This window comes from Sorangium sp. So ce726, assembly GCF_051521405.1.
GTDB lineage: Bacteria > Myxococcota_A > Polyangia > Polyangiales > Polyangiaceae > Sorangium.
The window spans coordinates 229,731-255,380 of record NZ_CP150349.1; the positions used below are offsets into that span (position 1 = coordinate 229,731).

Below are 25,650 nucleotides of genomic sequence, written 5' to 3' on the forward strand. Positions count from 1 at the left end.
GTCCGAGATTGAGTTCCTTGATCCTCGCTCCCATCGTCTCTGTTTCTCTCCTCGCCTCGTGCGCCCCGTCCGCGCCGGAGGGCGAGGGCGAGGTAGAAACCCTCGGCGCGGCGTCGAGCGCGCTCACGGCTCAGCAGCGGCTCGCGGCTTGCGACCAGGATCCTCGCGTGATCGCCGGGCTCGTCACGAGGGAGATCTGCGCGGGTGCTGACATCTTCTTTCGCGAGACCTTCGAGGGCAACGGCCGCTCCTGCGGGACGTGCCATCCTGTCGGAAACAACTTCACGATTGACATCCCCTTCATCGATGCGCTGCTCGAGGATAACCCCCTCGACCCGCTGTTCGTCTTCGAGCAGGACCCGGAGCTGACCGACCTCGAGACGCCCGAGCTGAAGACGCTCGGCCTGATCCGCGAGAACATCGATGGCTTCGACGATCTCGACAACAAGTTCTCGATGCGCGCCGTCCCCCACACGCTCTCGCTGGCGACGAGCATCACGCCGGATCCGGTGGACGGGATAGCGAACCCGCCGGTCCATCGCACGGGCTGGTCGGGCGACGGCGCCCCGGGCACCGGCTCGCTGCGCGAGTTCCTCACCGGGGCGATCACGCAGCACTACCCGACGGATCTCGGCCGCGAGCCGGGGGTGGCCTTCCGGCTCCCGACCGCGCAGGAGCTCGATCTGACGCTCGCCTTCCAGATGAGCCTGGGCCGGACGAACGAGCTCAACATCACGCAGGTGAACCTCGCCGATCCCGAGGCGAACGAGGGGCGGCAGGCGTTCCTCGATCCGGCGCGGGGCCGCTGCAACGTGTGCCACGCGAACGCGGGCGCCAACCACCTGGACACGGGGCGCAACCGCAACCTGGACACGGGCACCCGGAAGGCCCCCGCGACCGGCTCGATCGGCGCGTTCGACGGCGGCTTCGGCGGCTCCGGGCTGGCCTCGCCCAACATCGATGTCCTGGACATCGGCTTTCTCAACGGCTTCGGCGACGGCACGTTCAGCACCCCGCCCCTCATCGAGGCTGTGGACACGCCGCCGTTCTTCCATACCAACGCCTTCGGGAACCAGATCGAGGGCGCGGTGGCGTTCTATCTGTCGAACTTCTTCAAGGATTCGCCGGCCGGCAAGGAGCTGGAGGCGCGGTTCGGCAGCCCCGTCCAGTTCCCCGACACCGACATCGGCAAGATCGGGCGGTTCCTTCGTGTGCTGAACGCCGCGTTCAACCTCGACATCGCAAAGCAGCGCCTGAACGCCGCCCAGGTGCTCGTGAGCCGGTTCCGCGACACGCGCGCCGACGTCCAGAAGCGCCTGATGGAGCTGGCCGAGGCGGAGATCGACGATGCGCTCGAGGTCCTCGACGCCGGCGGCACGCCGCTGCACCCCGTCTCCAAGGATCGCCTCCAGCTGGCGAAGACCGAGATCGCGGCGGGCCTCTCGGCGACGACCTGGTCGCAGCGCCAGGGCCGGATCTCGAACGCGATCTCGCGCGTCCAGAACGCGCGCGATCAGTTCGGATCGAACATCAACTTCCAGCTCGGCAAGGGCAACCTGATGTACTAGCGGAGCGCCAGGAGCCCTGTCGGGGCGCTGGCCCAGCGGTCTGGACGACAGGCGGAGCGCGCCCCGGGGTTCGTGTCCCCGCCGCTGGCGAACGCCGCACAAATCGGTAGCTTACGGGCCCCGGCATGGCCGGTATGCCAGGTGCCCTGCGCTGATGTTGTCCGGTTCACGTCCTGATGTCGGTTCCCTTGCTTCGTCTGAAACAGGGCGCTCCCGCGAGGGGGGCTCGCTCCTGCTGCGGCTCCTCGGGCTGAGCTGGGCGTACCGGGGGCGCGTCCTGCGTGTCCTCGGCTACCAGATCGTCCTGCTCTCGCTGGGGCTCGCTGGGCTCGGCCTGACCGGGCTCGCCATCGACATCCTCCGCCACCGGCTCGATCCGTCGAACCGCCTCCCCGAGCTGCCGGTCGGCCTCGGCGCGCTGGTCGATGCCGAGCGTGAGCCCATGCGCGCCGTCCTCTCGATCGGCGCTGCCATCCTCGCGATGGCGGCCGCGCGCGCGGTGATCAACTACGGTTACGCGCTCTCGGTGGGCTACCTCGTCCACATGGAGATCGTCCCGGATCTCCGGGCGCGGGTGTACGACAAGCTCCAGCGGCTGAGCTTCCGGTTCTTCGACGCCAACAAGAGCGGCTCGCTCATCAACCGCGTCACCGGCGACGTGCAGCTCGTGCGCTCCTTCGTGGACGGGGTGCTGCTCCCGAGCGTCATCATGGTCCTGTCGCTCGGCGTGTACGTCGCGTACATGCTCCGCGCGCACGTCCTCCTCACGCTCGCGTGCCTCGCCCCGACGCCGCTCCTCTGGATCGCGAGCACGCTCTTCGCCCGGTGGGCGCAGCCCGCCTACCTGCGCAACCGGGAGCTCGTGGATCGCATGGTCCTGAGCTTCACGGAGGGGCTGCAGGGCATCCAGGTCATCAAGGGGCTCGGGCGAGAGCGCGAGGCCCATCGCCGCTTCGACGAGCGCAGCCGCGAGGTGCGCGAGCAGCAGCAGGAGACCTTCCGGACGGTCAGCGTGCTCAGCCCGACCATCGATCTCCTCGGGCAGCTCAACCTCGTCATCCTGCTCGGCATGGGCGGGCTGCTCGTCACGCGCGACCGGATGACGCTCGGGCAGCTCGTTGTGTTCGCCGGCATCCTGCAGCAATTCTCGGGGCAGATCGCGAGCATGGCGACGATCGTCAACACCGCGCAGCAGAGCCTCATCGGGGCGAAGCGCGTCTTCGAGGTGCTCGACACCCCCGTCGAGATCACGAGCCCCGAGGCGCCGGCGCGCCCCGCGCGGGTGGAGGGGGGCCTCGTGTTCGAGCGCGTCACGTTCGGGTACGATCCGGAGCGGCCCGTCCTCCACGACGTCCACCTCGACGTCGCGCCGGGGCAGTTCGTCGCCGTGATCGGCCCGACCGGCGCCGGCAAGAGCACGCTGCTCAGCCTGATCCCGCGCTTCTACGATCCGACGTCGGGGCGCGTCCTCCTCGACGGCATCGACCTCCGCCGCCACGACCTCGACCAGATCCGCCGGCGCATGGGGGTCGTCTTTCAGGACAACTTCCTCTTCAGCAACACGGTGGCGGCCAACATCGCGTTCGGCGCCCCGCACGCGACGCGCGAGCAGATCGAGCGCGCGGCGGTCATCGCCTGCGCCCACGAGTTCATCCGGGAGCTGCCCGAGGGCTACGACACCGAGCTCGGTGAGGCGGCGGTCAACCTCTCGGGCGGCCAGCGGCAGCGGCTCGCCATCGCGCGCGCCGTGCTGCTCGACCCGCCGCTGCTCCTGCTCGACGACCCGACCGCGGCGGTGGACGCGAGCACCGAGCGCGAGATCCTCGACGCGATCCTCAGCGCGACGCGGGGGCGGACGACGATCATGGCGACACACAGGGCGCACCTGCTCCGCCGCGCGCACCAGGTGATCGTGCTCGACCGGGGCCGCATCGCCGAGCGGGGGACCCACGAGGAGCTGCTCCGGCGGCGCGGCCACTACGCGAGCGCCCTCGCGCTGCACGACGCCCACGTCTCCGGGGCGCGGGCGGACGAGACCCCCTCGCGCCGCGCGGGGGCGCGTCCGGCCGAGGAGTCGGCGTGAGCCGCGGGGCCGAGGCGCCGGTCCGCCCCGCGACGACGTCGGGGACGGCTCGCTCCACGGTCGAGGTGGCGCCGATCGACGTGCGCCTCGGCCTCACGCGCGTGGCGCTCGACGACGAGTCGGACCAGCACCACCGCACGCTCGATCTCGGGCTCGTGCGGCGGGTGTTCGCCTTCACCCGCCCGTACGCGCGCAAGCGGAACGCGCTCTTCGCCCTCGTGGTGGTCAGGTCGATCCAGCTCCCGATCCTGACCTGGGCCGTCGGCGCCATCATCAGCGGCCCCGTGGCCCGGCGCGACGCGCGCGCCACGCTGCTCGCCGTCCTCGGCTTCGCGGCGCTCGTCCTCTTCACCGAGATCGTCTTCCACTACCGCGCGCGGCTCGCGCTCGAGCTCGGCGAGGCGGTGGTGTTCGACATGCGCGATCGGCTGGAGAGCCACCTCCTGCGCATGCCGATGCGCTTCTTCGTGAAGACGAAGGTGGGGCGCCTCATCGGCCGCATGACGTCCGACATCGACGCGATCCGGGTGGCGGTGCAGGACGTCGTGTTCGTGAGCACGGTGAACCTCGGCACCATGGCGGTCGCGATGGCGCTGATGGCCCACGCGCACTGGCAGCTCTTCCTCGTGGTGGTCGCGATGGTCCCCATCTTCTGGGGGCTGATCGTCTACTTCCACAAGCGCCTCGGGGCCGCCCACCAGCGCGCGCAGGAGAGCTTCACCCGCGTGACCGCGACGCTCGCCGAGTCGGTCACGGGGGTGCGCGTGACGCAGGGCTTCGTGCGGCAGGACATCAACGGCGGGCTGTTCCGCGCGCTGATCTTCGACCACTCGCGCTACAATATGGATGCGGCGCGCCACTCGGCGACGTTCCTCCCGCTCCTCGAGTTCAACGGGCAGCTGTTCCTGGCCGTCCTCGTGGTCGTCGGCGGCTATCAGGCATTGCACGGCGCGATCGAGCTGAGCGTGCTCGTGGAGTTCTTCTTCCTCGCGAACCTCCTGTTCAACCCGATCCCCATCCTGGGCAATCAGTACAACCAGGCCCTCACGGCGATGGCGGGCGCCGAACGGCTCTTCCGCGTGCTCGACACGGCGCCCGACTGGCCCGACGAGCGTGGCCTCCCGGCGCTGCCCCCCGCGCACGGCCGGGTCGTGTTCGAGGGGGTCCACTTCGCCTACGATCCGGGCAAGCCGGTGCTCCACGGCGTCGATCTCGTCGCCGAGCCGGGGCAGATGATCGCGCTGGTCGGGCACACGGGCAGCGGCAAGACGTCGATTCTGAACCTGCTCGCGAAGCTCTACCTGCCGACGGCGGGGTCGATCACCGTCGACGGCCACGATCTCGCGGCGACCTCGTCCGCCTCGCTGCGCGCGCAGCTCGGGCTGGTGCTGCAGAGCAACTTCCTCTTCAGCGGGACGGTGCTCGACAACGTGCGCCTGGGCAACCCCGCCGCGACGGACGCCGAGATCCGCGACGCGGCGCGGGGCCTCGACGTGCTCGACATGCTCGAGGCGCTGCCGGACGGCCTGGGCACCGAGGTCGGCGAGCGAGGGACGGCGCTGTCGCTCGGGCAGCGGCAGATCGTGTGCTTCCTGCGCGCCATGGTCGCCAACCCGCGCATCGTGCTGCTCGACGAGGCGACGAGCGCCGTGGACGCGCTCACCGAGGCCCGTCTGCAGGCGGCGCTCGGGAGGCTCTTGCGAGGGCGGACGAGCTTCGTTGTGGCCCACCGGCTGAGCACGATCCGGCACGCCGATCGCGTCGTCGTGCTCGACCACGGGCGGGTCGTCGAGCAGGGGACGCACGCCGAGCTGCTCGCGCGGGGGGGAGCGTTTGCGGCGCTCCACCGGGAGCTCGTCCACAAGGGGCCGGCCCCCATGGAGGGAGCGCGTGGCGTCAGAGGGTCAGGCGACCTCTAGACGGACGGGGACGTTGTTGCGGGTGGCGTTCGAGTAGGGGCAAACCTGGTGCGCCTTCTCGACCAGGTGCTCGGCTTGCGACCGCTCCAAACCCGGCAGCGCGATCCGCAGGCCGATGTCGAGGCCAAACCCGCCTTCGGAGCGCGGGCCGATGCCGACGCTCGCCGTCACGGTGGCCTCGGCCGGGATCCGGGCCTTCTCCTGCGCGGCCACGAACTTGAGGGCGCCCAGGAAGCAGGCCGCGTAACCCGCCGCGAACAGCTGCTCCGGGTTGTTCCCCTCGCCGCCAGCGCCGCCGAGCTCCTTCGGCGTCGAGAGCTTGACCTTGAGAGCACCGTCGGCAGTGGCAGCGTGGCCATCGCGGCCGCCATGGGCCGTGGCTTGCGTCGTGTACTTCACGTCAACAGGCATTGGAGCGTTCCTTTCGTGGCGATGAGCCCGGTCACGGGCAGCTCGTCCCCGCCGGGCACGACCCGACCGGGCAGCGCCGTTCGGGTACGCTCCCATAGTCCCCACTTTCCTCCCGGGCAACCGCGGGAGGAGACGTCACCCGGAAATCACGCCCGGCGTCGACCGCGCGGCGTCATCCGCTTGGTATGAGCTCGCAGTTTGCAGTCCGTTTGCAGTCCGCTTGCAGTCCGTTTGCAGTTCGCTTGCAGCTCACGGGCCAGCCCAGGTGTAGTCCAGCGCGGAGACGTCGGGCGCCCCGGCCGGTATCTCCGCGGTGAAGCCGAGCGTGGTGAGCTCGAGGCGGTTGCCGAATGGATCGTTGAAATAGAGCGACGCCTGGCCCGGGGGGCCGAGCCGCGTGGGGCCGTACGTCGGCACGCCAGCGTCGGTCAGGCGCTTCTTCCAGGCGAGCAGCCTCCCCGGCGCGACCCAGAGCGCGCAGTGCGGATGAGCCGCTGCGCGGGGCGGCTGCCCGATCGGCGACTCGAAGAGGTCGAGTCGTGGCCCCCCCGCGAACACGACCGTCAGATGAACACTCCGCGCGATCTCGTCCGCAGGACGCCCCATCCGCGCGAGCGACGGGGCGTCGACGCGCATCATCAGGCGCGCGCCGAGCAGCCCGACATAGAACCGCTCCGCCACCCGAAGATCCGAGCAAGGCACGGTGAGGTGATCGACAGCGCGCAGCTTGCCGCCCCACGGTGGAAGCAGGCGATACGCAAGGTGCGACCAGGCGAAGAACAGACGTATCCCCACGCCGATCGCCTTTCGTTGGACCCGTGCGGCGAGCGGCGCGGCGGTGAGCTCCGAGGACATCATGCATCTCCTCCATGCGATGGGAATTAATCAATCAATCAGTTGATTGAAATTACGCGACGGCGGCCGGCCAGTCAAGGTGCGCGCCGCGGGCGCTTGCTCGAAACGGAGGAAACCTGTAGCTTTGCGCGGACTTGGCGAAGACGAGACACGTCGCCTCGGCCGGCAAGACCTCGGCCACGGAGCTCGGCGCAGCGCGGAGGCGCGACCTGCTCGAGGCGGCGTATTCGCTCATCGGGGAGAAGGGCCTGGAGGGGCTGCGGACGCGCGATATCGCGGCGCGCGCGGGCGTCAACATCTCGACGCTGCACTACTACTTCGGGACGAAGGACGCGCTCCTCGTCGCCATCGTCGAGCACGTGACGGACAAATTCGTCGAGGAGCAGCGCCGGCCCGCAGGTCCGGGGGACGCGCTCACGGGCCTGAGAGCACACCTCGAGAACTCATGGCGCAGCTTCCAGGAGGATCCGCGCCTGGCGACCGTCCTTCAGGAGCTCTCCTTGCGTGCGCAGCGCGATCCGGCGGCGCAGGCGGCGCTCCGCGCCGCCCACAAGGAGTGGAACCTCGCTGTCGAGCACCTCGTGCGGCAAGGCGTGCGCGCCGGACAGCTGCGCTCCGATCTGGATCCTCGCGCCGCGGCCCGCGTGGTCACGTCCTTCATCATCGGCGCCATGACCCAGCTCGGGGTCAACGCCGAAGCGTTCGACTTTCACCTCATCTCGGACGAGCTCGATCGATGGCTCGCCCCCGCCGAGGGCAAGCGGGCGCGCAACCGCGGGTGAGCGGCTCGGCAGCCGTCGAGCGACTCAGAGGTGCTCCCCGCCACCTCACGTCAGCTCGAGCGCGCGTCGATTCGCGCGCCGCGCGCCCGGGCGGCTCACCGCGCGCCATCGGCGCAGCGGGAGAGCGCGTAACGCAAGGCGCTCTGGAGCACGCCGAAGGTCTTGAACCCGCCATCCACCGCGCCAAGCTCCGTCATCGTCCGCGCGATCTCGGGCGAGATCCCGGAGACGAGGCAGCTGCTGCCGAGGAGGTTGGCCGCGCGCACCACGGCGAGGAGGTGCGCCACGGTCGCGGCGTCCACCGCGTTCACGCCGGTCAGGTCGAGGATGGCGAAGCGCGCGCTCGTCCGAACGATCTCGGTGAGGAGCCGCTCCATGATGTCATTCGCCCGCCCGGTCTCCACGGTCCCGATGATCGGCAGCACGAGGACCCCCTCCCACGCCTGGATGATGGGCGTGGACATGGCGCGCATCGTCTCCTGCTGCTGGCGCATCAGCGCCTCGGCGCGCTCGCGCTCGGCGTTCTCCGCCGCGAGCAGGCGGTTCTTCTCCTCGAGCTCCTCCGCGTGGATCGCCCGGCGCTGGAGCGCCTCCCTGAGCTCGGCCTCCAGCCGCTTGAAGGGCGTGATGTCCCTGATCGCGATCGCGACACCATCGCTCAGCGGGATGACCTGGTGCTGGAGCCACCGGTCCTCGTGCCCTGGACTCTCGATCTGCTGCTCCTCGAGGAGCCGCTCGCCGGTCCGGACGACGCGCGCGTACTTGTCCAGCTGCCCGAGGCGGCGCGTGGCGGGCGAAAGCTCGCTGAGCCGCTTGCCGACGATCTCCTCGCGGGGCATCGACATCCCCTCGACGGCCCTCTGGTTGGCGTCGGTGATCACGAAATCCACGAGTGTCCCGGCCTCGTCGAGCGCGCTCCGGAGCACGAAGAAGGCGTCCAGGCTCCCTTCGACCGCCGCCCGGAACCGGGACTCGGCCGCGAGCAGCGACTCCTCCGCGCGCTTGCGATCCGTGACGTCACGGGCGACGAAATAGACGAGCTCCTCCTCCGGGTGAACCGACGAGTTCCACTCGATCCACCGGTAAGAGCCGTCGCGACACCGGTAACGGTTCGTGAACGTCACGCTGCCGCTACCGGAGAACACCTGCGCCGACTCGGTCAACGTGCGCTCTCGATCGTCGGGGTGCACGAAGTCGATGAACGGCGTCGACAAGAGCTCTTCGCGCGAGAACCCGAGCGTGCGCTCCCACGCCTGGCCAATCCGCTTGAAGCGCCCGTCAAAACCGGCGGTGCCGATCAGATCCACGGACATCTCGAAGAAGCGCCCCACCTCGTCCGTTTGCCACGCTTGTTTCATGGTAAAATCCACCGCTATCAGATCCGGCGTCCATGATCGAGCCTCTGGCGCAACGCGAGGACCAGCGTTGCGGATGAGCCTGCCAACGGTCGGGGGTGAGCGCTGGGCGACCGCGCTCCCGGTCAGTCGCCCTCGACGCCTGAAGGAGAGAGCTCCCCGATGAAGCGCATTGTCATGCTGGTTTGGCCGGGCTTCACCGCGCTTGAGATACTGCGGTCGCGCGCTCGCCCGACGCGGCGGATCAGCTCGTGCGGAAGGCGCGGTAGAGCTCGTCACGCCACGCGATCAGGTCGTCGTAGCGATCGCGCAGGTCGGGGTCGGAGAAGCACCGCCGGCTGGCCGCGCCGAGCTTCAGCTGGGCGGGCGGCGCGACGTTCACGAGGACCTGGCTCATCGCGATATCGGCGAACGTGAAGCGGCCGAGGAGCGTCCGTGGCGCGTCTCCGGACGGCGCCGCCCGCGCGAGCGTCTCGCGGATCTCCTCCAGCACGGCGACCTGCGTTTGCCGGTGCGACTCGCCGTCGGTCTTGTCGCCGTCGTACTTGCGGAGGGTGCGGGCGACCCCCAGCGCTCCCAGCCGCGAGGCGAGGGGACCGAGCGCGCGGCGGAGCGGCCTCGGCGCCATCTCGGCGAGCGCCTCCTCGTCGGCCAGCATGCGCGCCAGCGCGCGGGCGCGTCCGGCGGCGAGGCCGCGCTCCGAGAGATCGATGAGCCGCGCGATGTCAGCCTCGTGCTCGACAGGGAACAGGGTCGGTCCCGCGCCGCGCCCGTCAGCCCAGCGCGCGATGTCGGCCGAGTCCCCGAGCACGCGCCCGTCGTCGGTGGTGAGCACCGGCACCGAGACACGGCCTGTGAGCCGGCGGAGCTTCACGCGGAGCGCCGGCTCACCGACGAGCGGCTGGTAGTGCCGGAAGGTGTAGGGGACGCGCCGGACGTCGAGCGCCCAGCGGGCCTTCTCGGTCCACGGCGAGAAAACGAGGCCAAGTAGCTCGGTCATGGCGCCGGCAGACTACCACACGCCGCCGCGCGTCTCGGGCCGATCGCTCGAGGGCAGAGGGCGCGGCCCGCCGGTGGGCCCTCGGGCTCACCGCGAGCGATCTCACGGGCAGGCGTCGATCTCGTCGGTCTCGTCGGTCTCCACCCAGATCGACTCGGGATCGTCGAACCCCTTGAGGCGGAACGCGCCCGCTCGGCGGAAGTCCGCGCGCGACGGGTCGGGGAGCGCGGCGGCCGCGGAGCGCGAGAGCGTCACGCGGCCGGGGCGCGGCAGGCCGATCCCGGAGCTCGGCTCGTCCATGCGATCTTCCTCGGTGACCGCCTCGATCCGGAAGAGCCGGTGGACCTCCCTGCCGATGACGTCGTGATCGCTCATCCGCACCCAGCCCCAGTGGACGACGAGGCGCAGCTGGGCAGGGTCGTCGACCGTGCGACGGAGCATGCGGGCCGCGTCGACGGCGCGGGCCACCGTGGGATAGACAGCGAGGTACCCATCGCCGGTCCCCTTCAGCAGGCGCGGATTCGTCGCCCCTCGGAGGGAGCCGCGGAGCCGGTGAAGGTGGTCGACGAAGCCGGTGTCGCCGATGCTGCGGATCATGTGGGTCGACCGGACGATGTCGATGAGCAGCATCGCCACCTCCACCCGGTCGGTCGGCTCCGTTTTCTCCCGTCGCTCGTCGGGGAAGAGCTCGAGGAGCGGGATGTGGAGATCGTCCCAGTGGATTCGCTCGAGGTGCGCGCTGAGGCGGGCGAAGGTGGGGGAGGCGGCGATCGCCCGCCGCGCGGCGTCGGGGCTCTCGCCGTCGGCGACCTCTGTCGAGAGGCGGTCGAGGAGGGAGAACACCGTCCCGGCGATCTCCTCGTCGGCGTCCGGGCGCCGGAAGAGCTGGCGCTGGACGTCGACCATGAGGTCCCAGTGGCGGGGCCAGGGCTCCCCGTGGCCGATGACCACGTGGCGGATCGCGTGGAACGGGCCGCCGCCGGGGAGCGGCTCGATCAACGCGCGGAGGGACGGGTGGAGCAGGTAATACCGCGAGCGCGGCAGCGCGTGGCGCGAGCCGACCACGGCGTCGTGCGGCTGGCGAAAGCGCTGGACCTGGCGCTCGGCTCCCGGATCGGCGCCGAGCACCCCGAGGAGGCCGCACTCGAAGAGCTCTCGGAAAGGGTGGTAGACGTCGTCGGCGTCCCGGCCGTGGGCGTCGTAGAACGCGCGATCGACCTCATGAAACTTGCACCAGACCTCGACCAGCTCGTCGTGGGTGAGGACGTCGCAGGGGAGGAGGCCAAGGAAGCGAGACCGCTTGTCGCGGTGACAGAGCACCTCGAGGAAGACCCGCATCTCATCGAAGATGTTGGCCACGAGGAGGCCGGCGCTGGTGCGCTGCACGATCTGCGTGAAGGTCCGCTCGTCGAGGGCCGTTCGGTTGCGCGAGATCTCCGAGGCGAGGATCACGAGGTCGCGCGGCCGCCCGAGGGTATGGCGGTGGAGGAAGTCGAAGGTCGACTCGCCGCGGGCCGAGCGCCCCGCGCTCACCACGTCGAGGTGGATGAACTCGCGGAGCGGCAGCCGCTCGTAATAATACGTGAGCTTCTCGAGCAGCTCGAAGAGCTCGTGCTTGGCGTAGCGGAGCGTCGACGTCGCCCCGTAGAGGTTGTTCTTGATGTCGGACTCGTAGGCGGAGAACGCCTCCTCGCGGATGGTGGCGAAGATCTTGACGTGCCGGTTGGCGTTCATCAGATCCCACGCGGCCTCGATCATCCCTGCCTGCATGTGGATCCACGCGGCCCGCGGGAGCCGCCGGAGCGCCTGATCGAGCTTGTCGATGAAGATGAAGACGCCGCTGTGGAGCGAGCGGAGCCGCCGCTCGAGCGGGCGCTCCATCGCGTCGACGACCTGGTTGATCTGGCGAACGGTCAGCGAGAGCAGCTCCTTCAGCACCATCGTCGGCTCGACCGGCCTTCCCTCCAGGAGCCCGCGCAGGCTCCGGGGGAGCGGCGCCAGATCCGCGGGATCGCCGGCGCCGGCGGCCGCGGACTGGTGGGAGACGATCGACATGCGGAAGCTGAAGCTCCAGAGGCGTTTGCACTCGTGGAGACCCGACATGAGGTCGCTCCGGGTCTGATCGACGCTGGGCAGATCGCCCATCAGATCGAGGTACGGCCGCCCCTCCGGGATGAACTGCACGGCGGCGTGGCGGCGCTCGCGGCCGGTCGCCGCCAGGTAGATCTCGCTGAGGACCGAGCGCTTGTACGTGAGGAGGAGGGTCTTGCCGAGCCCCTTGCTCCCCGAGACAAAGTGCTTGTTGGCGCTGTCGAGGAACTCGCGGACCACGGCGTTCTTGAAGGTCAGGTCCTTGAGGGCGCCGATGTCGATCTGGTTGGCGTCCGAGGCCCAGCTCTGGTTCGTGGGGGGCTCGGGCGGCGAGGGCCGGGGCTGGGGCGGATCCGGCGGGCGCCCGGCGAGCGCCCGGAGCGCGTCGAGGAGCTCGCGGGCGGAGGTGAACCGGCGGTCGATGTCGCGGTGGGTCGCCCGGGCGAACCAGGCGTCAAAGCCGCTCGGGACGTCCGCCAGCCGCGACGGCGGGACGGGGACATCGAAGCAGATCTTGTGGACGAGCTCGAAGAGCGACTCGCCGCGGAAGGGCCGTTGCCCGGTCATGCACTCGTAGACGATCACGCCGATCGACCACAGGTCCGCGCGGAGGTCGACCCCACGGGCGTCGGCGATCTGCTCCGGGCTCATGTAGCTCACCGTGCCGAGGGTGGCGCCGGCGTCCGTTTGCGGCGCTCCATGGGGGTCGAGCCCCAGGTCACCCAGCTTGACGATCCCGAAGTCGAGGACCTTGCAGAGCGGGCCATCGTCGTCCTCGACGAGGAAGACGTTGGCCGGCTTGATGTCGCGATGGATGATGTCCATGCGGTGGGCCTTGGCGATCGCGCTGCAGACACCACCGAGGATCGCCTTCGTCTCTTCATAGGAGAGCGGCCCGCGGGCGATCCGCTGTGCCAGGTCCTCGCCGCGGAGGAGCTCCATGGCGATGTAGGGCACCTGCGTGGCTGCATCGACGTTGAAGTCGAGGAGCTGCACGACGTTCTTGCTCCGCAGCCTCGCCGCTGTCTGCGCCTCGCGGAAGAAGCGGGCGCGCGCCCGCTCCGTGCCGACGATCGCCGGATCCATCAGCTTGAGCGCGACCGGCTCGCCCAGGCGAAGATCGGTTGCCCGGTAGACCCGGCCCATGCCGCCCTTCTTCAGGAGCTCGTCGATCCGAAAGTGCTGGCCGACGACATCCCCCGGGCCAACGCTCCTGGCCCCGGTCAAGTCGCTCCCGCGAGCGGATGACTTCGTGGCCTGGTCCGGTCGGCGGGCACCCTCATCCGACATGTCGCCCAGCGTACCAGCCTTGGCGCCTCAGGAGAACCTGCGCACCCGCGCACTACCAGCCCAGCCCGATGCGCAGCGGCAAGAACACCGCCATCCCGATCACGATGGTTCCCAGGATGCCGCGGCGGAAGAAGTAGTAGGCGCCGGCCGCGACGCTCGCGGGCAGCCGCGCGTCCTGGAAGGTCGCGATGAGGTGTCCCTGGGTCATGACCACCTCGGGCACGATCACGGCCGCCAGGGCCGCCAGCGGCGCGTAGCGCAGCCCGCGCCTGAGCCAAGCTGGCATCGGCAGATCCCGGTCGGGGTACAGGAAGAAGGCGCGGGTGAACGCCGTGATCAGCGAGAGGCCGAGGATGGCCACGAGGGTCTCCCAGGCGCTCATCGTCCGGCCTCTTCGGTCACCTTGCTCGCGCGCCGGTGCGCCTCCTCGGCCGCCTCGAGGCCCAGGCCCACCGCGACCGCGGCGGCGATTGCGACGAGGATGTTGAGCTTCAGCGGCAGCGCGTAGGCGGCCACCGCGGCGCTGGCCGCGGTGCCGGCGGCCAGCCAGGTGGCCCTGTCCTGGAGCAGCGAGCAGGTGATGCCCAGCAGCGCGAGCACGCCGGCGAAGCCGAGGCCCCATTCGACCGGGATCACGTTGGCCAGCGCGATGCCGCTCAGCGATGCGCCTTGCCATGCAGACCAGTTCATCGCGACGCCGCCCCAGTAGTAGGGCTCCTGCTCGGGCGCCGGATCGAGCGCGGGGAAGCGCTTCCTGAAGATCACGTAGTTCAGGTCGCCGCTGAAATAGCCGCACAGGCACCGTCGCCACCTGGGGAGATGCGCGAAGTAGGGCCGCCACATCGCGCTGAAGATCACGAAGCGCAGGTTCACGCAGGTGGCGGTGGCCCAGACGACCCAGAGCGGCGCGCCGGACGCGAGCAGCGGCATCGTGGCGAGCTGCGCGCTGCCAGCGAAGACCACGAGCGACATGAGCACCGCGAGCGGCGCCGTGAGCCCGCTCTTGACCATCGCGACGCCGGTCACCAGGCCCCAGGCGGCGACGCCGGGCGACACGTGCAGCATCTCGCGCGCGCCGCGGCGGAACTCGGGGTGGCGCGCGGTGGCGCGGGCGAAGGACATGGGGGCGCTCGGGGTCAGGAACTGTCCAGGCGCGGCACGAAAGTCAAGGCGGCCCATCCAGGGCGCCGCCCGTGCGGGGCGCCTCCCCGTGTGGCCAGGCGTCCATTTTTCCATCGTTTACGCCGTCTGGAACCCGGAGATCGGCATACCCCATGCAGTCACAGGGCCTCATGCGCTCTGGTGAGCCCAGGCTCTGGTCCTGCGATCTCCGGCGAGCGGGTCGCGATGAGCAGTTCGAGCGCACACCGCGCCGCGGCCCCGCGTCGGCGCCAGCTCGTCGAGCGGTCGTCGTGCGAGCAGGGTAGCCGCGAAGGGGGAGATGCGTCCGTGACTGCTCCTCGCCGGCGACGCCTACTTCTATCACCGAGAGATGGACCCGGTTCGGCCGGCGTGCACGCCGGGTCTGCATCTCTATCAGTTCATGATGGAGAGAGAATTAGAGCGGCAGCGCACAGAAGAAGCAGAGCAAAGGTAGATAGGGCCTCCGTGCTCCACAGCGCATCATCCAGGTGCTCTCCGTAGCGCGCACCTCCGCTCGGTAGGCCGCCTCCGAGGGCCGGGCGGCTCGTGGCTACGTTGCATCCCGGCGCGGCGCCGCCTCCACCGGAAGCGTGAAATGGAACGTCGTGTGACCCCCCTCGGGGCTCTCGACCCAGATCCTGCCGTCGTGGGCCTCGACCAGCCCCTTTGCGATGTACAGGCCGAGGCCGAGGCCGACCACGCGCTCCTCCTTCGCCTTTCCCCGGAAGAAGCGTTCGAACAGGAGCGGGAGGTCCTCGGCCTGGATCCCGCGGCCGCTGTTCCGGATTGAGATCTGCACCGCGTCGTCGCGCCGCTCCAGCGCCACCTGTATCGGCGTCTCTGGATCACCGTATTTCACGGCGTTGGAGATGAGGTTGCTGAGCACCTGCTCGACGCGCCCGGCGTCCGCGCGCACGAGCGGGATCTCTCCGCGGCTCTCGACGCCGACAGCGCGCCCCTCGGTCTCGCTCTCCATCCGCTCGACGACCGCCTCCACGAGCGCGCGCAGGTCGGTGGGAGCGCGCTCGATCGCGAGGCGACGCGACTCGATCTGGGAGATGTCCGTGAGATCGGAGACCATCCGCCCGAGCCGCTTGGCGCTCGCCAGGATGTGTCCCGCCCTCGTCTTCACCGCGGCCGCGACCTGGGGCTTCCGTTCGAGCTGCGTCGCGTAGCCGATGATCGTCGTCACGGGCTGCTTCAGGTCGTGCGCGACGACCGACGTCCACTCTTCCTTGAGCCGCTCCAGGTCCTTGAGCCGGGTGATGTCGTCGAACACGACGACCGCGCCGAGCAGCTTGCCGTTCCCGTCGACGATGGGGCCAGCGCTCGCGAGCACCGCCAGCATGCTGCCGTCGGCGCGCCGGAGCGACAGCTCCCGCGAGCTCGTGACCTCGCCACGCAGCGCGCCCGCCGACGGCTGCTCCTCGTCCGTGAGGGGCTGCCCGTCGGGCAGGCACAGGCACCATGCGCCCGGGAGCCCGGGCGGCGAGTCTGTCCCGGCGAGCTCCTGGGCGCGGCGATTCCGGGCGATCTGCGCGCCGGCCCGGTCGAGGAGGAGGATGCCGACCGGCGAGCGCTCGATGACCGCGTGGAGCCAGCGCCGCTCGGCCGCGAGCTGTCCGAGGAGCTGCTCGCGCTCCTCGTCGGCGAGCTTCTCCGTGGTGACGTCGCGCGAGATGCCGATCCCGGCGATCGGGTTTCCGTGCTCGTCGCGCTGGATGGTCATGTGGGTCGAGACCCAGCGGGTCCGGCCGCTGCTGTCGACGATCCGGAAGGTGAGCCGTCCGCCGGCCGCGGCCATGTGCTCGACGAACGCATGATAACGCCCGATGTCCTCGGGATGGATCAGGGTGACGAACAGCTCAGGGTTCTCGTACCAGGCCTCGGGTGGATAGCCGGTGTGCTCGAGGACGGCGGGGTTGATGTACTCGTAGCCCCCTTCCGGGCCGAGCCGTATATGGAAGATGACGTCGCTCGCGTGCTCCGCGATCATTCGCAGGCGCTCCTCGCTCAGCCGCAAGGCTCGATCGGCGCGCCGCTGCTCGGTGACGTCGAGGGCCGTGCCGATCATCCGGAGCGGAGCGCCGTCCTCGGCGCGGATCACGTCCGCCTCGGTGTGGAGGAAGCGCTCTTCGCCGTTCGGGCGAATGATCCGGTAATCGACGCAATAGGGCAGGGTGCCCTGGAGCGCGAGGTCGACGGAGCGTATCACACCCTCGCGGTCCTCCGGGTGGATGCAGGTGAGGAACCGCTCGTACGTGAGCGCGCCGGCGTCGCGGGACAGGCCCAGCATTCGATAACACTCGTCGGACCAGAGCAGCTCGTTGCTCAGAATGTGCCAGTCCCAGTTGCCCAGCTTCGCCAACCTCTGCGCGCGGGCGAGGCTGTCTTCGCTCAGCCGGAGCGCTGCCTCCGTCTGCCTGGCTTCCGCGATCGTCGCGTGGAGCTGCTCGCGCGAGCGCTCGAGCTCGTGGTTCTCCCGCTCGAGCTGCTCGATCCGTGCGCGCTGGGCGTGCAGCTCGGCGGCGGTGAGCGCCATCCCGAAGAGGCTCGACAGGGCGCCCGCGATCTCGACCAGCTCGGCCTGCGGGAGGGCTGGCTGCGCCGTGGCGCAGAGCAGCACCGCGCGCAGGGCGCCGGCGAAGGCGATGGGGATCGCGAACGCGTGGGTGCAGCCGCAGTGTCGGCGCAGGTGGCCGGCGTCCAGGAGCGCGTCGGCGCTCTCATCGTCGGGCGCGACCTGCGCGATGTTCAAGCGGGCGGCGGCGCCGGCGAGGCTCGGGGCGTCGAGCGGCAGGCGCCGGAGGGCGTCCAGCGAGCCCGCGCTGCCGCCTGCGCAGGCGACGAGCCCGAGCGTGCGGGGCGCCTGCGCGACATCGTAGAGGCAGGCGATGTCGACGTGGAGGAGGCGCGACGCCGCCGCCACGATCGCCTGCTGCGGGCTGTCGTCGCCGGCGCGCGAGAGGGCCATCGACGCGTCGGCCACGGCGCGGGCCAGCGTGTCGCCCGACGCTGGCGGATCCCCGCGACGTCGTTCCCTGGACGGTCCACCCCGTTCGGCACCGCGGCCTCTGTCGTCGCTGTTCAATCCGCCCCTCGCGCCTTCTACCCGGATCCTGGTGAGCGCGAAGCGAGACTATCACGAGCCTTCGCGCTGCAACCTGGTTCGCGCGGAGCCTTCGCGCCGCAACCTGGTTCACGCGGCCGTCGACGGCCCGGGCCGTCGACGGCCGGCGGCGGGTCTGCGGCGCCTGCGCCGGCCGAGGAGGACGCCGGGGAGGAATGGCGCAACGGGCAGCGCGCGGAGAGGAGGCTACTGGGCGGCGTCGCTTCCTCGTGGCGAAGGCCAGGCGCCCCCGCACCTCTCGACGTGCGTGGGCGATTTGTATACTGACGGCAACCTCTCATCGTCGCTGTAGGGGTCGAACGCCGTCGCGCGCACCCCGGCGTGCAGAGGTGGCATACCTTGGTTGCGCCTCACAGGCGCGCGGGGTCTGGCTGGGTGATGGCCAATCACACCGGGACAGGGGCATTCCGGTGAACCACCGAGCCGAGAGCGACGCTTCCCCGCGGTGTGCCCAGAGGCGCAACCCGTGAACTACGCCATGCAGGAAGACCCCGGGCGCTTGCGCGGCGAGGTTCTAGGTGGCTTTCGTCCTCCCCCATTCAGAAGGGTCTTTGCGACCCGTCGATGCCATACGGCTGGGCGATATCGATGCGCAAGAGAAAACGTGAATTACAGTGTGAGCGTTGCGGACACTGGATGGCGGCGGCGGACCCGACCCAGGTTGGCGGGGCGGACCCGGTGGACCGACCAGGTGCAGCGGATCCGATGCCGGTTGGCGGTGGCCCCGACCAGGTTGCAGCCGCATCGGGTCCCATCGGTATCGGGGTCGACCCAGGTTGGCGGTGGGCCAGGTTGGCAGACCGGGGTTGGCGTCCCGTCCCAACCTGGGTCGGACTAACCGCAACCCAGGTCAGGCTAGGAGTAGTAGCAACGGCTCCAACTCAGGTGGCGACCGCCAGGCGGCCGCCACCCACGCCACCCACGAAGCTTGGTATATCAGCGAAATGATTGGCTGCAATCCCTGGCGCGGCGCTTGCCTTGTTGCGCCTGTCATGAGCCAGCCCCGCGAGATCGCTGCCGGAGCCACCTACCTCATCACCCGTCGCGTTCTGCGCCGGCACCTGCTCTTCCGCCCGGATGCGGCAATCACCCAGCTCCTCGTCTATGTGCTCGCGGTGGCGACCCGCCGTTACCGCATCGAGGTTCATGCGCTCTGCGCCATGTCAACGCATCTGCACCTGGTCGTGACCGACTCGCGGGGCGTCCTGCCGCGGTTCTTGCAATTCTTCCATCGCATCGTCGCGCTTGGCACGAAGGTGCTTCGCGGGTGGGAAGGCCCGGTGTGGGACCACGAGGCCACGAGCGTAGTGCGGCTGCTGACGCGCGCGGCGGTGGTGGAGAAGATCGCTTATGTCATGGCGAATCCCGTCGCCGCTGGCCTGGTGCCGCATGCTCGCGAGTGGCCGGGCGCCAAGGTGGATGTGGACGAGCTCGGTCGCGGCGTACTGCGCGCGGCACGGCCTTCGGTGTATCTCGACCCGGAAAACCCCCAGTGGCCCGAGGAGATGACGGTCTCGCTCGCGCTGCCGCCGGCTATCGAGGAGGACAGCGCGGAGGGCTTTCGCCAGGACGTCTCTGCCGAGCTCGAGCGACAGGAAGCCCGGGCCCGCGCGGAGGTGCAGCGGCGAGGCCTTCGCTTCTTGGGCGCCCAGAGAGCTAGCAAGGTGTCCCCTTACGAGCGCGTGACGAGCTTTGAACCGCTGCGCGACGGCAATCCGACGTTTGCGGTTGGTCGCGAGCAGGGAGACGCGTGGCGAATCGCTGGTGCCGCTGTGCGTGCGTTTCGAACGTTGTACCGTGCGGCACTGGAGCGATGGCGTGCCGGCGTACGCAGCGCTGTATTCCCTGCGGGAACGTGGTGGATGCGCACGTTTCACGGCGCCAGCGTGGCCGACGTCGTGCTCTCGGTGTAGAGCCCTAGCGGCGGCGTGGCAGCGAGGCGGGCGAGACGGGCGAGGTGTCCGTGCCTTGTTGTGGGGCGCGTCCGTCTGGGACCGGCGGTGTGGACGGCCGAATCGTCGTGCGGCGGTTCGTACGGCTGCAGGCGGTGCCGAACGCATAGGAAGCGGCGTCAGGGGCAGAGAGCTGTACGTCATGGTTGGCCGAGCGGAATGATTTCCTCTCGAAAGGTGGACCCATGGGATAGTCATTCCGGGGGTGGCTTGCCGCCGCCACACCATGGCCGGAACCCAACCTAGCCGCAACGCAACGTAGGTCGGTCGTTTTGGGGCGTGGCGCAACCTGGGTAGGGTCGTTTATGGTAGAAGCCGTGGGAACAGGTGCGGCGCACGCACCCAGGCGCGCGCACAAGGGCGAATGATGATTGGACGAAGAGGTCTCATCTCCCGACGATGGGCGGCCGCCTCGCTGCTCATCACGGCGCCCCTCGCCGGCGGCTGCTCGGATGACTACCACTTCACGCCCGTGCGCGTGAAGGCGCTCGAACCCGCGGCGCAGATCGTCGCTGGTGCCTACCATACCTGCGCGATTCTCAGGAACGGTAATACCGCGTGCTGGGGCGACAACGACGCGGGCCAGCTTGGCGACGTTTCCATCGGCTCGCTGAGTACCTCCCCGAGGTGGGTTTCGCTCGCCGCGGACCCCGTGCGTCTCGCCGCAGGTCCGCGGCACACGTGCGCGCTGTTCGACGAGGGGAGGGTCATGTGCTGGGGGGATGACGTGGGTGGCTCCCTCGGCGTCGTGCCGGCGGGCTGCGCCGGCACTTCCGGGGGCGCGGATGTCGTGGCTGGAGGGCGTTGCCCGGTGCCACCGCGCGACGTGCCCGGCCTGGAGGACGTGGTTGAGCTCGCGGCCGGCGGGCTCGTGGAGGCGGGCGACCCATCGCTCGGGTTCACGTGCGCCGTGCGCGGTGCCGACACCGTGGTCTGCTGGGGCGACAACCGGAGCCACCAGCTCGGCTCCGATCCCGAGACCGCCGTGAGGAGCGAGCCCGCGCTCGTCCTCAACCTGGGTGGGTTCCCGCTGCGCGGTGTGACGCGCGTCGCCGCCGGCGAAGCGCACGCGTGCGCCCTCGATGCGCAGGGGGACGTGTGGTGCTGGGGAGACGGTGCCGCCGGAGCTGCCCGCAAGGAGGGCGTGCGTGGCGCGACCGACGTTGCGGCGGGCGGGCGCCACAGTTGCGCTGCGCTCGGCACGGGACAGGTGGCGTGCTGGGGTTGGAACCTCAACGGCCAGAGCAGCGGCGAGCCCATCGTCGACAGCGCCGACGAGGTTGTCGGCGTCACCCTCGTCGAGGGCGTTGCCGGTGCGAAGGCCGTCGTCGCCGGCGGGCGCCACAGCTGCGCGCTGCTCGACGACGGCGGCGTCGTGTGCTGGGGCTCCAACCAGAGCGGACAGCTGGGCTCCGAGGAGACCAACCTGGTCTCCGCGCCGGTGCGGGTGGCGCTCGACGTGCGCACCGTCGCCCTCGCCGCCGGGCGAGAGCACACCTGCGCGCTCGACGAGGAGGGCGGGGTGTTCTGCTGGGGCAGCGACGGCCAAGGCCAGGTCGGGACCGGGCGGCAGTGACGCGCGCCGCGTGGTTGCTCGCGGCCGTGGCAGGGATGGCCTGCGCCCTCGCCCCGGGCCCAGCCCTCGCCGATCCGGTGCGGCCCTTTCAGATGGATCTCGCCTTCGGCGCGCGCGCGGGCAGCGGCGTACGGGTCTTCGAGGGCAGGCTGTTCCTCGGCTGGTGCGGGTCTACCGGCCCCGACAGCGCATCGTGGGTCCCGTACTTCTCCGCGGGGCTCTCAGCGAGCGCCGGCTCGACCGACGTTGACGATCGCCGTGGTTTCGACGGCGAGGTGCGCGTCGCGCGCTACGCGCTCGGCCCCGAGCTCCGCGCCGGCTTCGCCGGCGAGAGCGGCACCATGAACCACTACGTCTATCTGGCCGTCGCGCCGGTCTACCTCTTCGCCGGGACGCTGAGCGACAGGCTCCCCGAGGCTGGCGGCGCGCTCGGCGTGCGCGCGGCCCTCGGCCTCGGCCTGCCCGTGAAGTGGCGCATGATCTTCGGGAGCCGGGACGAGCGGCTGTGCGACGGCAAGGACGACTGCCTGCTCGTCGACGCCATGCTCTTCCTCGTCCCCAACCACGTCGAGGTCGCGTACGAGAACGCGGCCGGCTCGTCTCACCGGCTGGGCGGGGCGGTGGGGTACAGCTTCTGAAGCGCGCCGGCGCTTCCCGCGCCTTCACCCCTCGAGATAGGAGCCGAGCTCTCGTTGCCGCGAGCGCGTCCGGAGCTTCTCGAGCAGCTTCGCCTCGATCTGACGGATGCGCTCCCGCGTCAGCGAGAACGACTGCCCGATCTCCTCGAGCGTCTCGTCCTCGTTGCCGTCGAGGCCGAAGCGGCGCCGCAGGAGCTCGCGCTCGCGCGGCTGCAGCGAGTCGAGCAGCTCCCGCGTCTGCTCGATCAGCCGGCGCCGGGCCAGCATGTCGGCGGGCGTGGGCTCGTCGTTGGCCAGCAGATCGCCGTACCGGGTATCCCCCTCCTCGCCGACGGGGGCGTCAAGGCTGAGCGGCTCGAGCGCGAGCTCGCTGATCACCCGCACCTTCTCCACAGTGAGGCCGCTGCGCTCCGCGATCTCCTCGACGGAAGGCTCGCGCCCCCGCTCCTGCACCAGATCTCGCCGGGCGCGCACCACCTGGCTGCGGATCGCGGTGAGGTGGACCGGCATCCGAACGGGCTTTCCCTGGTTGAGGATCGTCCGCTTGATGGCCTGCTTGATCCACCACGCGGCGTAGGTGCCGAAGCGGTGGCCGCGGCGGTACTCGAACTTGTCGGCGGCGCGGATCAGGCCGAGGTTCCCCTCCTGCACGAGGTCGAGCAGCGGGACACCGAAGCGCTGGTGCTCCCGCGCGATGGCGACCGCGAGCCGGAGGTTCGCCTGGACGAGCTCGGACTTCGCCTGGGCGACGGCGCGGCGCCCCCGAGCGATCGCCGCGATCGTGGCCTCGATCGAGGCGCGCTCTGCCTTGTCCGCCTCGGCCGCTGCTGAGCGAAGGCTCCGCTCGATGCGCTCCTCGAACGTCGGATCGAGGCGCAGCTCGGCGAGGCCCGCGGCGAGGCCCGCGAGGGCGGTCTCCACGCCGTCCTCGGCGATCGACCGGCCGAGGAGCGAGCGGGCGAGAGCGAGCAGCTCCGCGAGCCGCTTCGCGGAGGCGTCCGCCTCGGGATCACCCGCGTCGGCCTCGCACAGCAGATCCCGGAGGCTCAGCGCCCCGACCTGGACGTCCTCCGCCGTTGAGGCGAGCTCGCGCAGCGCGACGGGCGACCGGACCCACGCCTCGAAGCAGGCGAGCACGCCCGCCTCGATACGACGGCCGATCGCGACCTCGCCCTCGCGCGTCAGCGGCTGGCTGCCGGCGAGCGACCGGAAGTAGAGCTCGGTCGCGCCGAGCGTGGCCTGCGCGCCGGCGGCCTTCGCGCGCCGAGCTGGCGCGCGCTCGCCCGCGCGTCCGCCCGCGGAAGCGATGGAAACGGGATGACTCGATTCGGACTCGCTCGTCGAGAGCGAGGGACGGAACCTCATTCAATGCGCTCCAGTGTTGCCGCTGCGTCGTACCCGACCGCGAAGGGTGTGAGGGGGCACGATCATCGATGCGCCTCGATATCCTAACCGCTGAGGACGTAAATAGGAAAACGAATCGACCGCCGACATGGCGCATTTCCCCGGCGTTTTTCGGTGTTGTTGCCCCGCTCGGCGCGGCGCGTTCTCGTTGTCCTGGGATGGCGGCGCGCGCGTGTGCGTTGCCGGACGAGCATACGTTGCCGGACGAGCGGACGCGTCCCGCTTGATGGCGCTGGGGGGCGGAGAGGCAGGCGCTGAAGGGCGCTCTCGAACCGACACGGGCGGCCTCGGAGGGGGGACACGGCGAGGTCGCGACATGCCGTGACCGTCCGGCGGGGGGAGCGGAGCGGGTCGAGACCGGAGCGGGCGGCCTCGGAGGGGGCGGAGCGAGGTCGCCACCTGCTGGAGCCGCCGCGACGGGGCGGAGCGATCCGAGACGGCAGCGGACGGCACCGTAGGTCGGAAGAATTGACCCTTGCGCGTGGCGGTGCTGCTGCTGAGCCGCGCCTCGGGGCGAGGCGCTTCGGGCACGACGCGGAGCGTCCTGCGCGCCGCTGGCCCTGCGCCGTCCGGGCAGCGGTTGCTATGCTCCGCGCCCGCGCTGCCCTCCGGAGCGCGCAGGTAGCCATTCGATCGAGGAGCGACGCGCATGATCCAGATCTTCGGCACGGCCAAGTGCAAGGCGACGCGGGCGGCGCAGCGGTTCTTCGCCGACCGGGGCATCAAGGTGCAGCTCGTCGATCTGCGCGAGAAGGGCCTCTCCAAGGGGGAGCTCGCGAGCGTAGCGCGCGCGGTGGGCGGCGTGCGCGCGCTTTATGACGCGGAGAGCGCGCGGGTGAAGGAGCGTGGCCTCCAGCACCTCGGCCCGAGCGATGCGCGGCTCGCGGAGCTCCTCGTCGACGATCCGCTCCTGCTCCGCACGCCCATCGTGCGCGACGGTACGCGCGCCTGCGTGGGCGCGGCCGAGGCGACCTGGAAGGCCTTTGCCGACGCCGCGAAGGGCGGGTAGCGGGAAGGGCGGGCCCGGGGATCGGGGGAGGCTGGGCCCGCGTACGGGCCGAGGCGGCCCCGAAGGAAGCGCGGTGGTGCCGCGACCCGCGTCGCCGCCTCGTCGCTGGTGCATGGGCAACGTCTGTGCCAGCGACGAGGCGGCCGTCAGCGCTCGGGGCGCCTCTCCTCGACGTGGTGCCGTCGACGCTCCACGCGATGCTTCTTCGCTGGCTTCGCCGGAGTCGCCGGCCTGACCGAGGCCCCCGCCTTCACCGTCGCCCCCGCCCTGACCGAGGCCCCTGCCCTGACCGAGGCTGCCGGCCTGACCGAGGTTGCCGGCCTGACCGAGGTTGCCGGCCTGACCGAGGTTGCCGGCCTGACCGAAGCCCCCGCCCGGACCGTGGCCGCCGCCCGGACCGTCGCTGCCGGCCTGACCGTGGTTGTGCGGTGCACGTGGTGATGGTGATGGTGGTGGTGGCCGTGTCGCTCGAAGTCGACGCGGTAGCGCACCAAGGCGCGCGGCTCGTCGCGGTAGTAGACCCAGCCGTGGTGCGACGGGTAGTACCAGCGGCCGTCCACATAGTAAACGTAGGTCCCGCGGTAGTACACGCGCGGGTAGGTCTCGACGTGGACCGGCGCCGCTGCGATGTGAACGACCGGCTCCTCGTACACCGCGAACTCCTGGTACGTGACGGTCGCATGCGCCGGCGCCCTGGTGTGGACTTCTGCCGCGCACCCGGTCGCGCCGAGGAGCGCGAGCGCAACGAGCGCGGCCAGCACGGCAAGCCTGCTGCTGCGCTGCTGAGCGCGCGCCGCAGCTCTGGGGGAGGAAATATCGAGGACTGGCACGTTCATCTCCATGGGGGTTCACAGGAGCAACTGCGATGCCACGCGGCGAAGGCGGAGCGTCGCCCCCGGCGCATCGCAGGGCGCCGCTCGCTGGTATAGCGCTTGCTGCCGTGCCGCGCATCGGCGCGACAGCGCCAGACTTGGATAAAGGAAGACGATCCCCATGAAACTTTCGAAGGTGCTCACCGGCCTCGCTGGCTGCGTCCTCGCCACTGCCTCCCTCACGGGGTGCATCGTCGTCGATCATGACGATGACCACGATCACCTCACGCGCGGCTCGCTCACCGTTGCCCTGACCATCGACGGCAGCGACGACCCCTGGGCGTGCTTCGATCACGACGTGAGCGGGGTCGCGGTCAGCGTCGAGGACGAGGATGGCTTCCTCATCGTGGACGCCGTGGGGGACTGCGATGATCTCGGCCTCACCATCGACGGCCTCTCCGAGGGGTACTATGACGTCGATGTCTGGCTCGTGGATTTCGACGGGGACGCGATGAGCGACATCGTGCGCATCGAGAGCGTCGACGTGCTCGACGGCGCCGACACGCTTGTGGAGGTCGACTTCCCGTGGACGTGGATCGACCCATGACGCGCGCGGCTCGCCTGAGCGACCG

The 25,650-nt window shown here is 70.4% G+C and carries 19 protein-coding genes; 9 read left to right on the forward strand and 10 right to left on the reverse strand.

The window, feature by feature from the left end:
* The first annotated feature begins 17 nt into the window (after window positions 1-17).
* The 3 genes from WME79_RS00905 to WME79_RS00915 all read left to right on the forward strand — a co-directional run bounded on the left by WME79_RS00905 (window position 18) and on the right by WME79_RS00915 (window position 5,570).
* Window positions 18-1,568, forward strand: a complete 1,551-nt coding sequence (locus WME79_RS00905) for a hypothetical protein (RefSeq protein WP_437531024.1) — start codon at window positions 18-20, stop codon at window positions 1,566-1,568.
* Between the two features lie 154 nt (window positions 1,569-1,722).
* A complete protein-coding gene (locus WME79_RS00910; RefSeq protein WP_437531026.1) occupies window positions 1,723-3,651 on the forward strand; it encodes an ABC transporter ATP-binding protein in 1,929 nt (642 codons plus the stop codon).
* The gene (locus tag WME79_RS00915; protein ID WP_437531028.1) at window positions 3,648-5,570 is read left to right on the forward strand and encodes an ABC transporter ATP-binding protein; all 1,923 of its coding nucleotides are present in this window, start codon (window positions 3,648-3,650) and stop codon (window positions 5,568-5,570) included. Before WME79_RS00910 ends, WME79_RS00915 begins: the two co-directional genes overlap by 4 nt.
* On the opposite strand, the gene WME79_RS00920 is transcribed toward WME79_RS00915, so the two are convergent.
* Together WME79_RS00920 and WME79_RS00925 are read right to left on the reverse strand one after the other, a co-directional pair.
* Window positions 5,556-5,981, reverse strand: a complete 426-nt coding sequence (locus WME79_RS00920; protein ID WP_437531030.1) for an organic hydroperoxide resistance protein — start codon at window positions 5,979-5,981, stop codon at window positions 5,556-5,558. The genes WME79_RS00915 and WME79_RS00920 overlap by 15 nt on opposite strands.
* 249 nt (window positions 5,982-6,230) lie before the next feature.
* Window positions 6,231-6,839, reverse strand: coding sequence for a VOC family protein (locus WME79_RS00925; protein WP_437531032.1), 609 nt, complete (start codon window positions 6,837-6,839; stop codon window positions 6,231-6,233).
* 131 nt (window positions 6,840-6,970) lie between these two features.
* Between WME79_RS00925 and WME79_RS00930 the strand changes: the two genes are divergently transcribed.
* Window positions 6,971-7,618: a TetR/AcrR family transcriptional regulator gene (locus WME79_RS00930; RefSeq protein WP_437531034.1), complete on the forward strand. Its 648-nt coding sequence runs from the start codon at window positions 6,971-6,973 to the stop codon at window positions 7,616-7,618.
* A 95-nt stretch (window positions 7,619-7,713) separates the two neighbouring features.
* Here WME79_RS00930 and WME79_RS00935 read toward each other — a convergent pair whose 3' ends face one another.
* From WME79_RS00935 to WME79_RS00960, 6 genes are all read right to left on the reverse strand, one after another.
* Window positions 7,714-8,976 carry a PAS domain S-box protein gene (locus WME79_RS00935; RefSeq protein ID WP_437531036.1) on the reverse strand — a complete coding sequence of 421 codons (1,263 nt, stop codon included), beginning with the start codon at window positions 8,974-8,976 and terminating at the stop codon, window positions 7,714-7,716.
* A gap of 241 nt (window positions 8,977-9,217) precedes the next feature.
* A complete protein-coding gene (locus WME79_RS00940; RefSeq protein ID WP_437531037.1) occupies window positions 9,218-9,973 on the reverse strand; it encodes a glutathione S-transferase in 756 nt (251 codons plus the stop codon).
* Window positions 9,974-10,075: 102 nt separating this feature from the next.
* Window positions 10,076-13,354, reverse strand: coding sequence for a P-loop ATPase, Sll1717 family (locus tag WME79_RS00945; protein WP_437531038.1), 3,279 nt, complete (start codon window positions 13,352-13,354; stop codon window positions 10,076-10,078).
* A gap of 52 nt (window positions 13,355-13,406) precedes the next feature.
* Window positions 13,407-13,736 (reverse strand): AzlD domain-containing protein, encoded by a 330-nt coding sequence (locus WME79_RS00950; protein WP_437531040.1) that lies wholly within the window; start codon window positions 13,734-13,736, stop codon window positions 13,407-13,409.
* Window positions 13,733-14,476 (reverse strand): AzlC family ABC transporter permease, encoded by a 744-nt coding sequence (locus WME79_RS00955; RefSeq protein ID WP_437531042.1) that lies wholly within the window; start codon window positions 14,474-14,476, stop codon window positions 13,733-13,735. The genes WME79_RS00950 and WME79_RS00955 overlap by 4 nt, the downstream gene beginning before the upstream one ends.
* A 571-nt stretch (window positions 14,477-15,047) precedes the next feature.
* Complete coding sequence (locus tag WME79_RS00960; RefSeq protein ID WP_437531044.1) at window positions 15,048-17,486, reverse strand: PAS domain-containing protein; 2,439 nt, start codon at window positions 17,484-17,486, stop codon at window positions 15,048-15,050.
* A 1,133-nt stretch (window positions 17,487-18,619) separates the two neighbouring features.
* On the opposite strand from WME79_RS00960, the gene WME79_RS00965 reads away from it, so the two are divergent.
* The 3 genes from WME79_RS00965 to WME79_RS00975 all read left to right on the forward strand — a co-directional run bounded on the left by WME79_RS00965 (window position 18,620) and on the right by WME79_RS00975 (window position 21,793).
* The gene (locus WME79_RS00965; protein WP_437531046.1) at window positions 18,620-19,540 is read left to right on the forward strand and encodes a transposase; all 921 of its coding nucleotides are present in this window, start codon (window positions 18,620-18,622) and stop codon (window positions 19,538-19,540) included.
* A 403-nt stretch (window positions 19,541-19,943) separates the two neighbouring features.
* A complete protein-coding gene (locus WME79_RS00970) occupies window positions 19,944-21,155 on the forward strand; it encodes an RCC1 domain-containing protein (RefSeq protein WP_437531048.1) in 1,212 nt (403 codons plus the stop codon).
* Window positions 21,156-21,181: 26 nt separating this feature from the next.
* Entirely contained in the window at window positions 21,182-21,793 is a 612-nt protein-coding gene (locus WME79_RS00975) for a hypothetical protein (protein ID WP_437531050.1), read from the forward strand.
* 24 nt (window positions 21,794-21,817) lie between these two features.
* On the opposite strand, the gene WME79_RS00980 is transcribed toward WME79_RS00975, so the two are convergent.
* Entirely contained in the window at window positions 21,818-23,158 is a 1,341-nt protein-coding gene (locus tag WME79_RS00980) for a sigma-70 family RNA polymerase sigma factor (RefSeq protein WP_437531052.1), read from the reverse strand.
* A gap of 688 nt (window positions 23,159-23,846) precedes the next feature.
* Between WME79_RS00980 and WME79_RS00985 the strand changes: the two genes are divergently transcribed.
* Window positions 23,847-24,206, forward strand: coding sequence for an arsenate reductase family protein (locus WME79_RS00985; RefSeq protein ID WP_437531054.1), 360 nt, complete (start codon window positions 23,847-23,849; stop codon window positions 24,204-24,206).
* A gap of 146 nt (window positions 24,207-24,352) precedes the next feature.
* Here WME79_RS00985 and WME79_RS00990 read toward each other — a convergent pair whose 3' ends face one another.
* A complete protein-coding gene (locus WME79_RS00990) occupies window positions 24,353-24,967 on the reverse strand; it encodes a hypothetical protein (RefSeq protein WP_437531056.1) in 615 nt (204 codons plus the stop codon).
* Between the two features lie 232 nt (window positions 24,968-25,199).
* Between WME79_RS00990 and WME79_RS00995 the strand changes: the two genes are divergently transcribed.
* Complete coding sequence (locus WME79_RS00995) at window positions 25,200-25,625, forward strand: hypothetical protein (protein ID WP_437531058.1); 426 nt, start codon at window positions 25,200-25,202, stop codon at window positions 25,623-25,625.
* Window positions 25,626-25,650 lie beyond the last annotated feature (25 nt).

Bases quoted from the DNA above. Each gene is read 5' to 3' on its own strand.
- WME79_RS00970 (WP_437531048.1), top strand. From the start codon at position 19,944: ATGATGATTGGACGAAGAGGTCTCATCTCCCGACGATGGGCGGCCGCC.
- WME79_RS00965 (WP_437531046.1), top strand. From the start codon at position 18,620: ATGAGCCAGCCCCGCGAGATCGCTGCCGGAGCCACCTACCTCATCACC.
- WME79_RS00955 (WP_437531042.1), bottom strand. From the start codon at position 14,476: ATGTCCTTCGCCCGCGCCACCGCGCGCCACCCCGAGTTCCGCCGCGGC.
- WME79_RS00940 (WP_437531037.1), bottom strand. From the start codon at position 9,973: ATGACCGAGCTACTTGGCCTCGTTTTCTCGCCGTGGACCGAGAAGGCC.
- WME79_RS00925 (WP_437531032.1), bottom strand. From the start codon at position 6,839: ATGATGTCCTCGGAGCTCACCGCCGCGCCGCTCGCCGCACGGGTCCAA.
- WME79_RS00945 (WP_437531038.1), bottom strand. From the start codon at position 13,354: ATGTCGGATGAGGGTGCCCGCCGACCGGACCAGGCCACGAAGTCATCC.
- WME79_RS00910 (WP_437531026.1), top strand. From the start codon at position 1,723: ATGTTGTCCGGTTCACGTCCTGATGTCGGTTCCCTTGCTTCGTCTGAA.
- WME79_RS00985 (WP_437531054.1), top strand. From the start codon at position 23,847: ATGATCCAGATCTTCGGCACGGCCAAGTGCAAGGCGACGCGGGCGGCG.
- WME79_RS00920 (WP_437531030.1), bottom strand. From the start codon at position 5,981: ATGCCTGTTGACGTGAAGTACACGACGCAAGCCACGGCCCATGGCGGC.
- WME79_RS00980 (WP_437531052.1), bottom strand. From the start codon at position 23,158: ATGAGGTTCCGTCCCTCGCTCTCGACGAGCGAGTCCGAATCGAGTCAT.
- WME79_RS00935 (WP_437531036.1), bottom strand. From the start codon at position 8,976: ATGAAACAAGCGTGGCAAACGGACGAGGTGGGGCGCTTCTTCGAGATG.
- WME79_RS00995 (WP_437531058.1), top strand. From the start codon at position 25,200: ATGAAACTTTCGAAGGTGCTCACCGGCCTCGCTGGCTGCGTCCTCGCC.
- WME79_RS00950 (WP_437531040.1), bottom strand. From the start codon at position 13,736: ATGAGCGCCTGGGAGACCCTCGTGGCCATCCTCGGCCTCTCGCTGATC.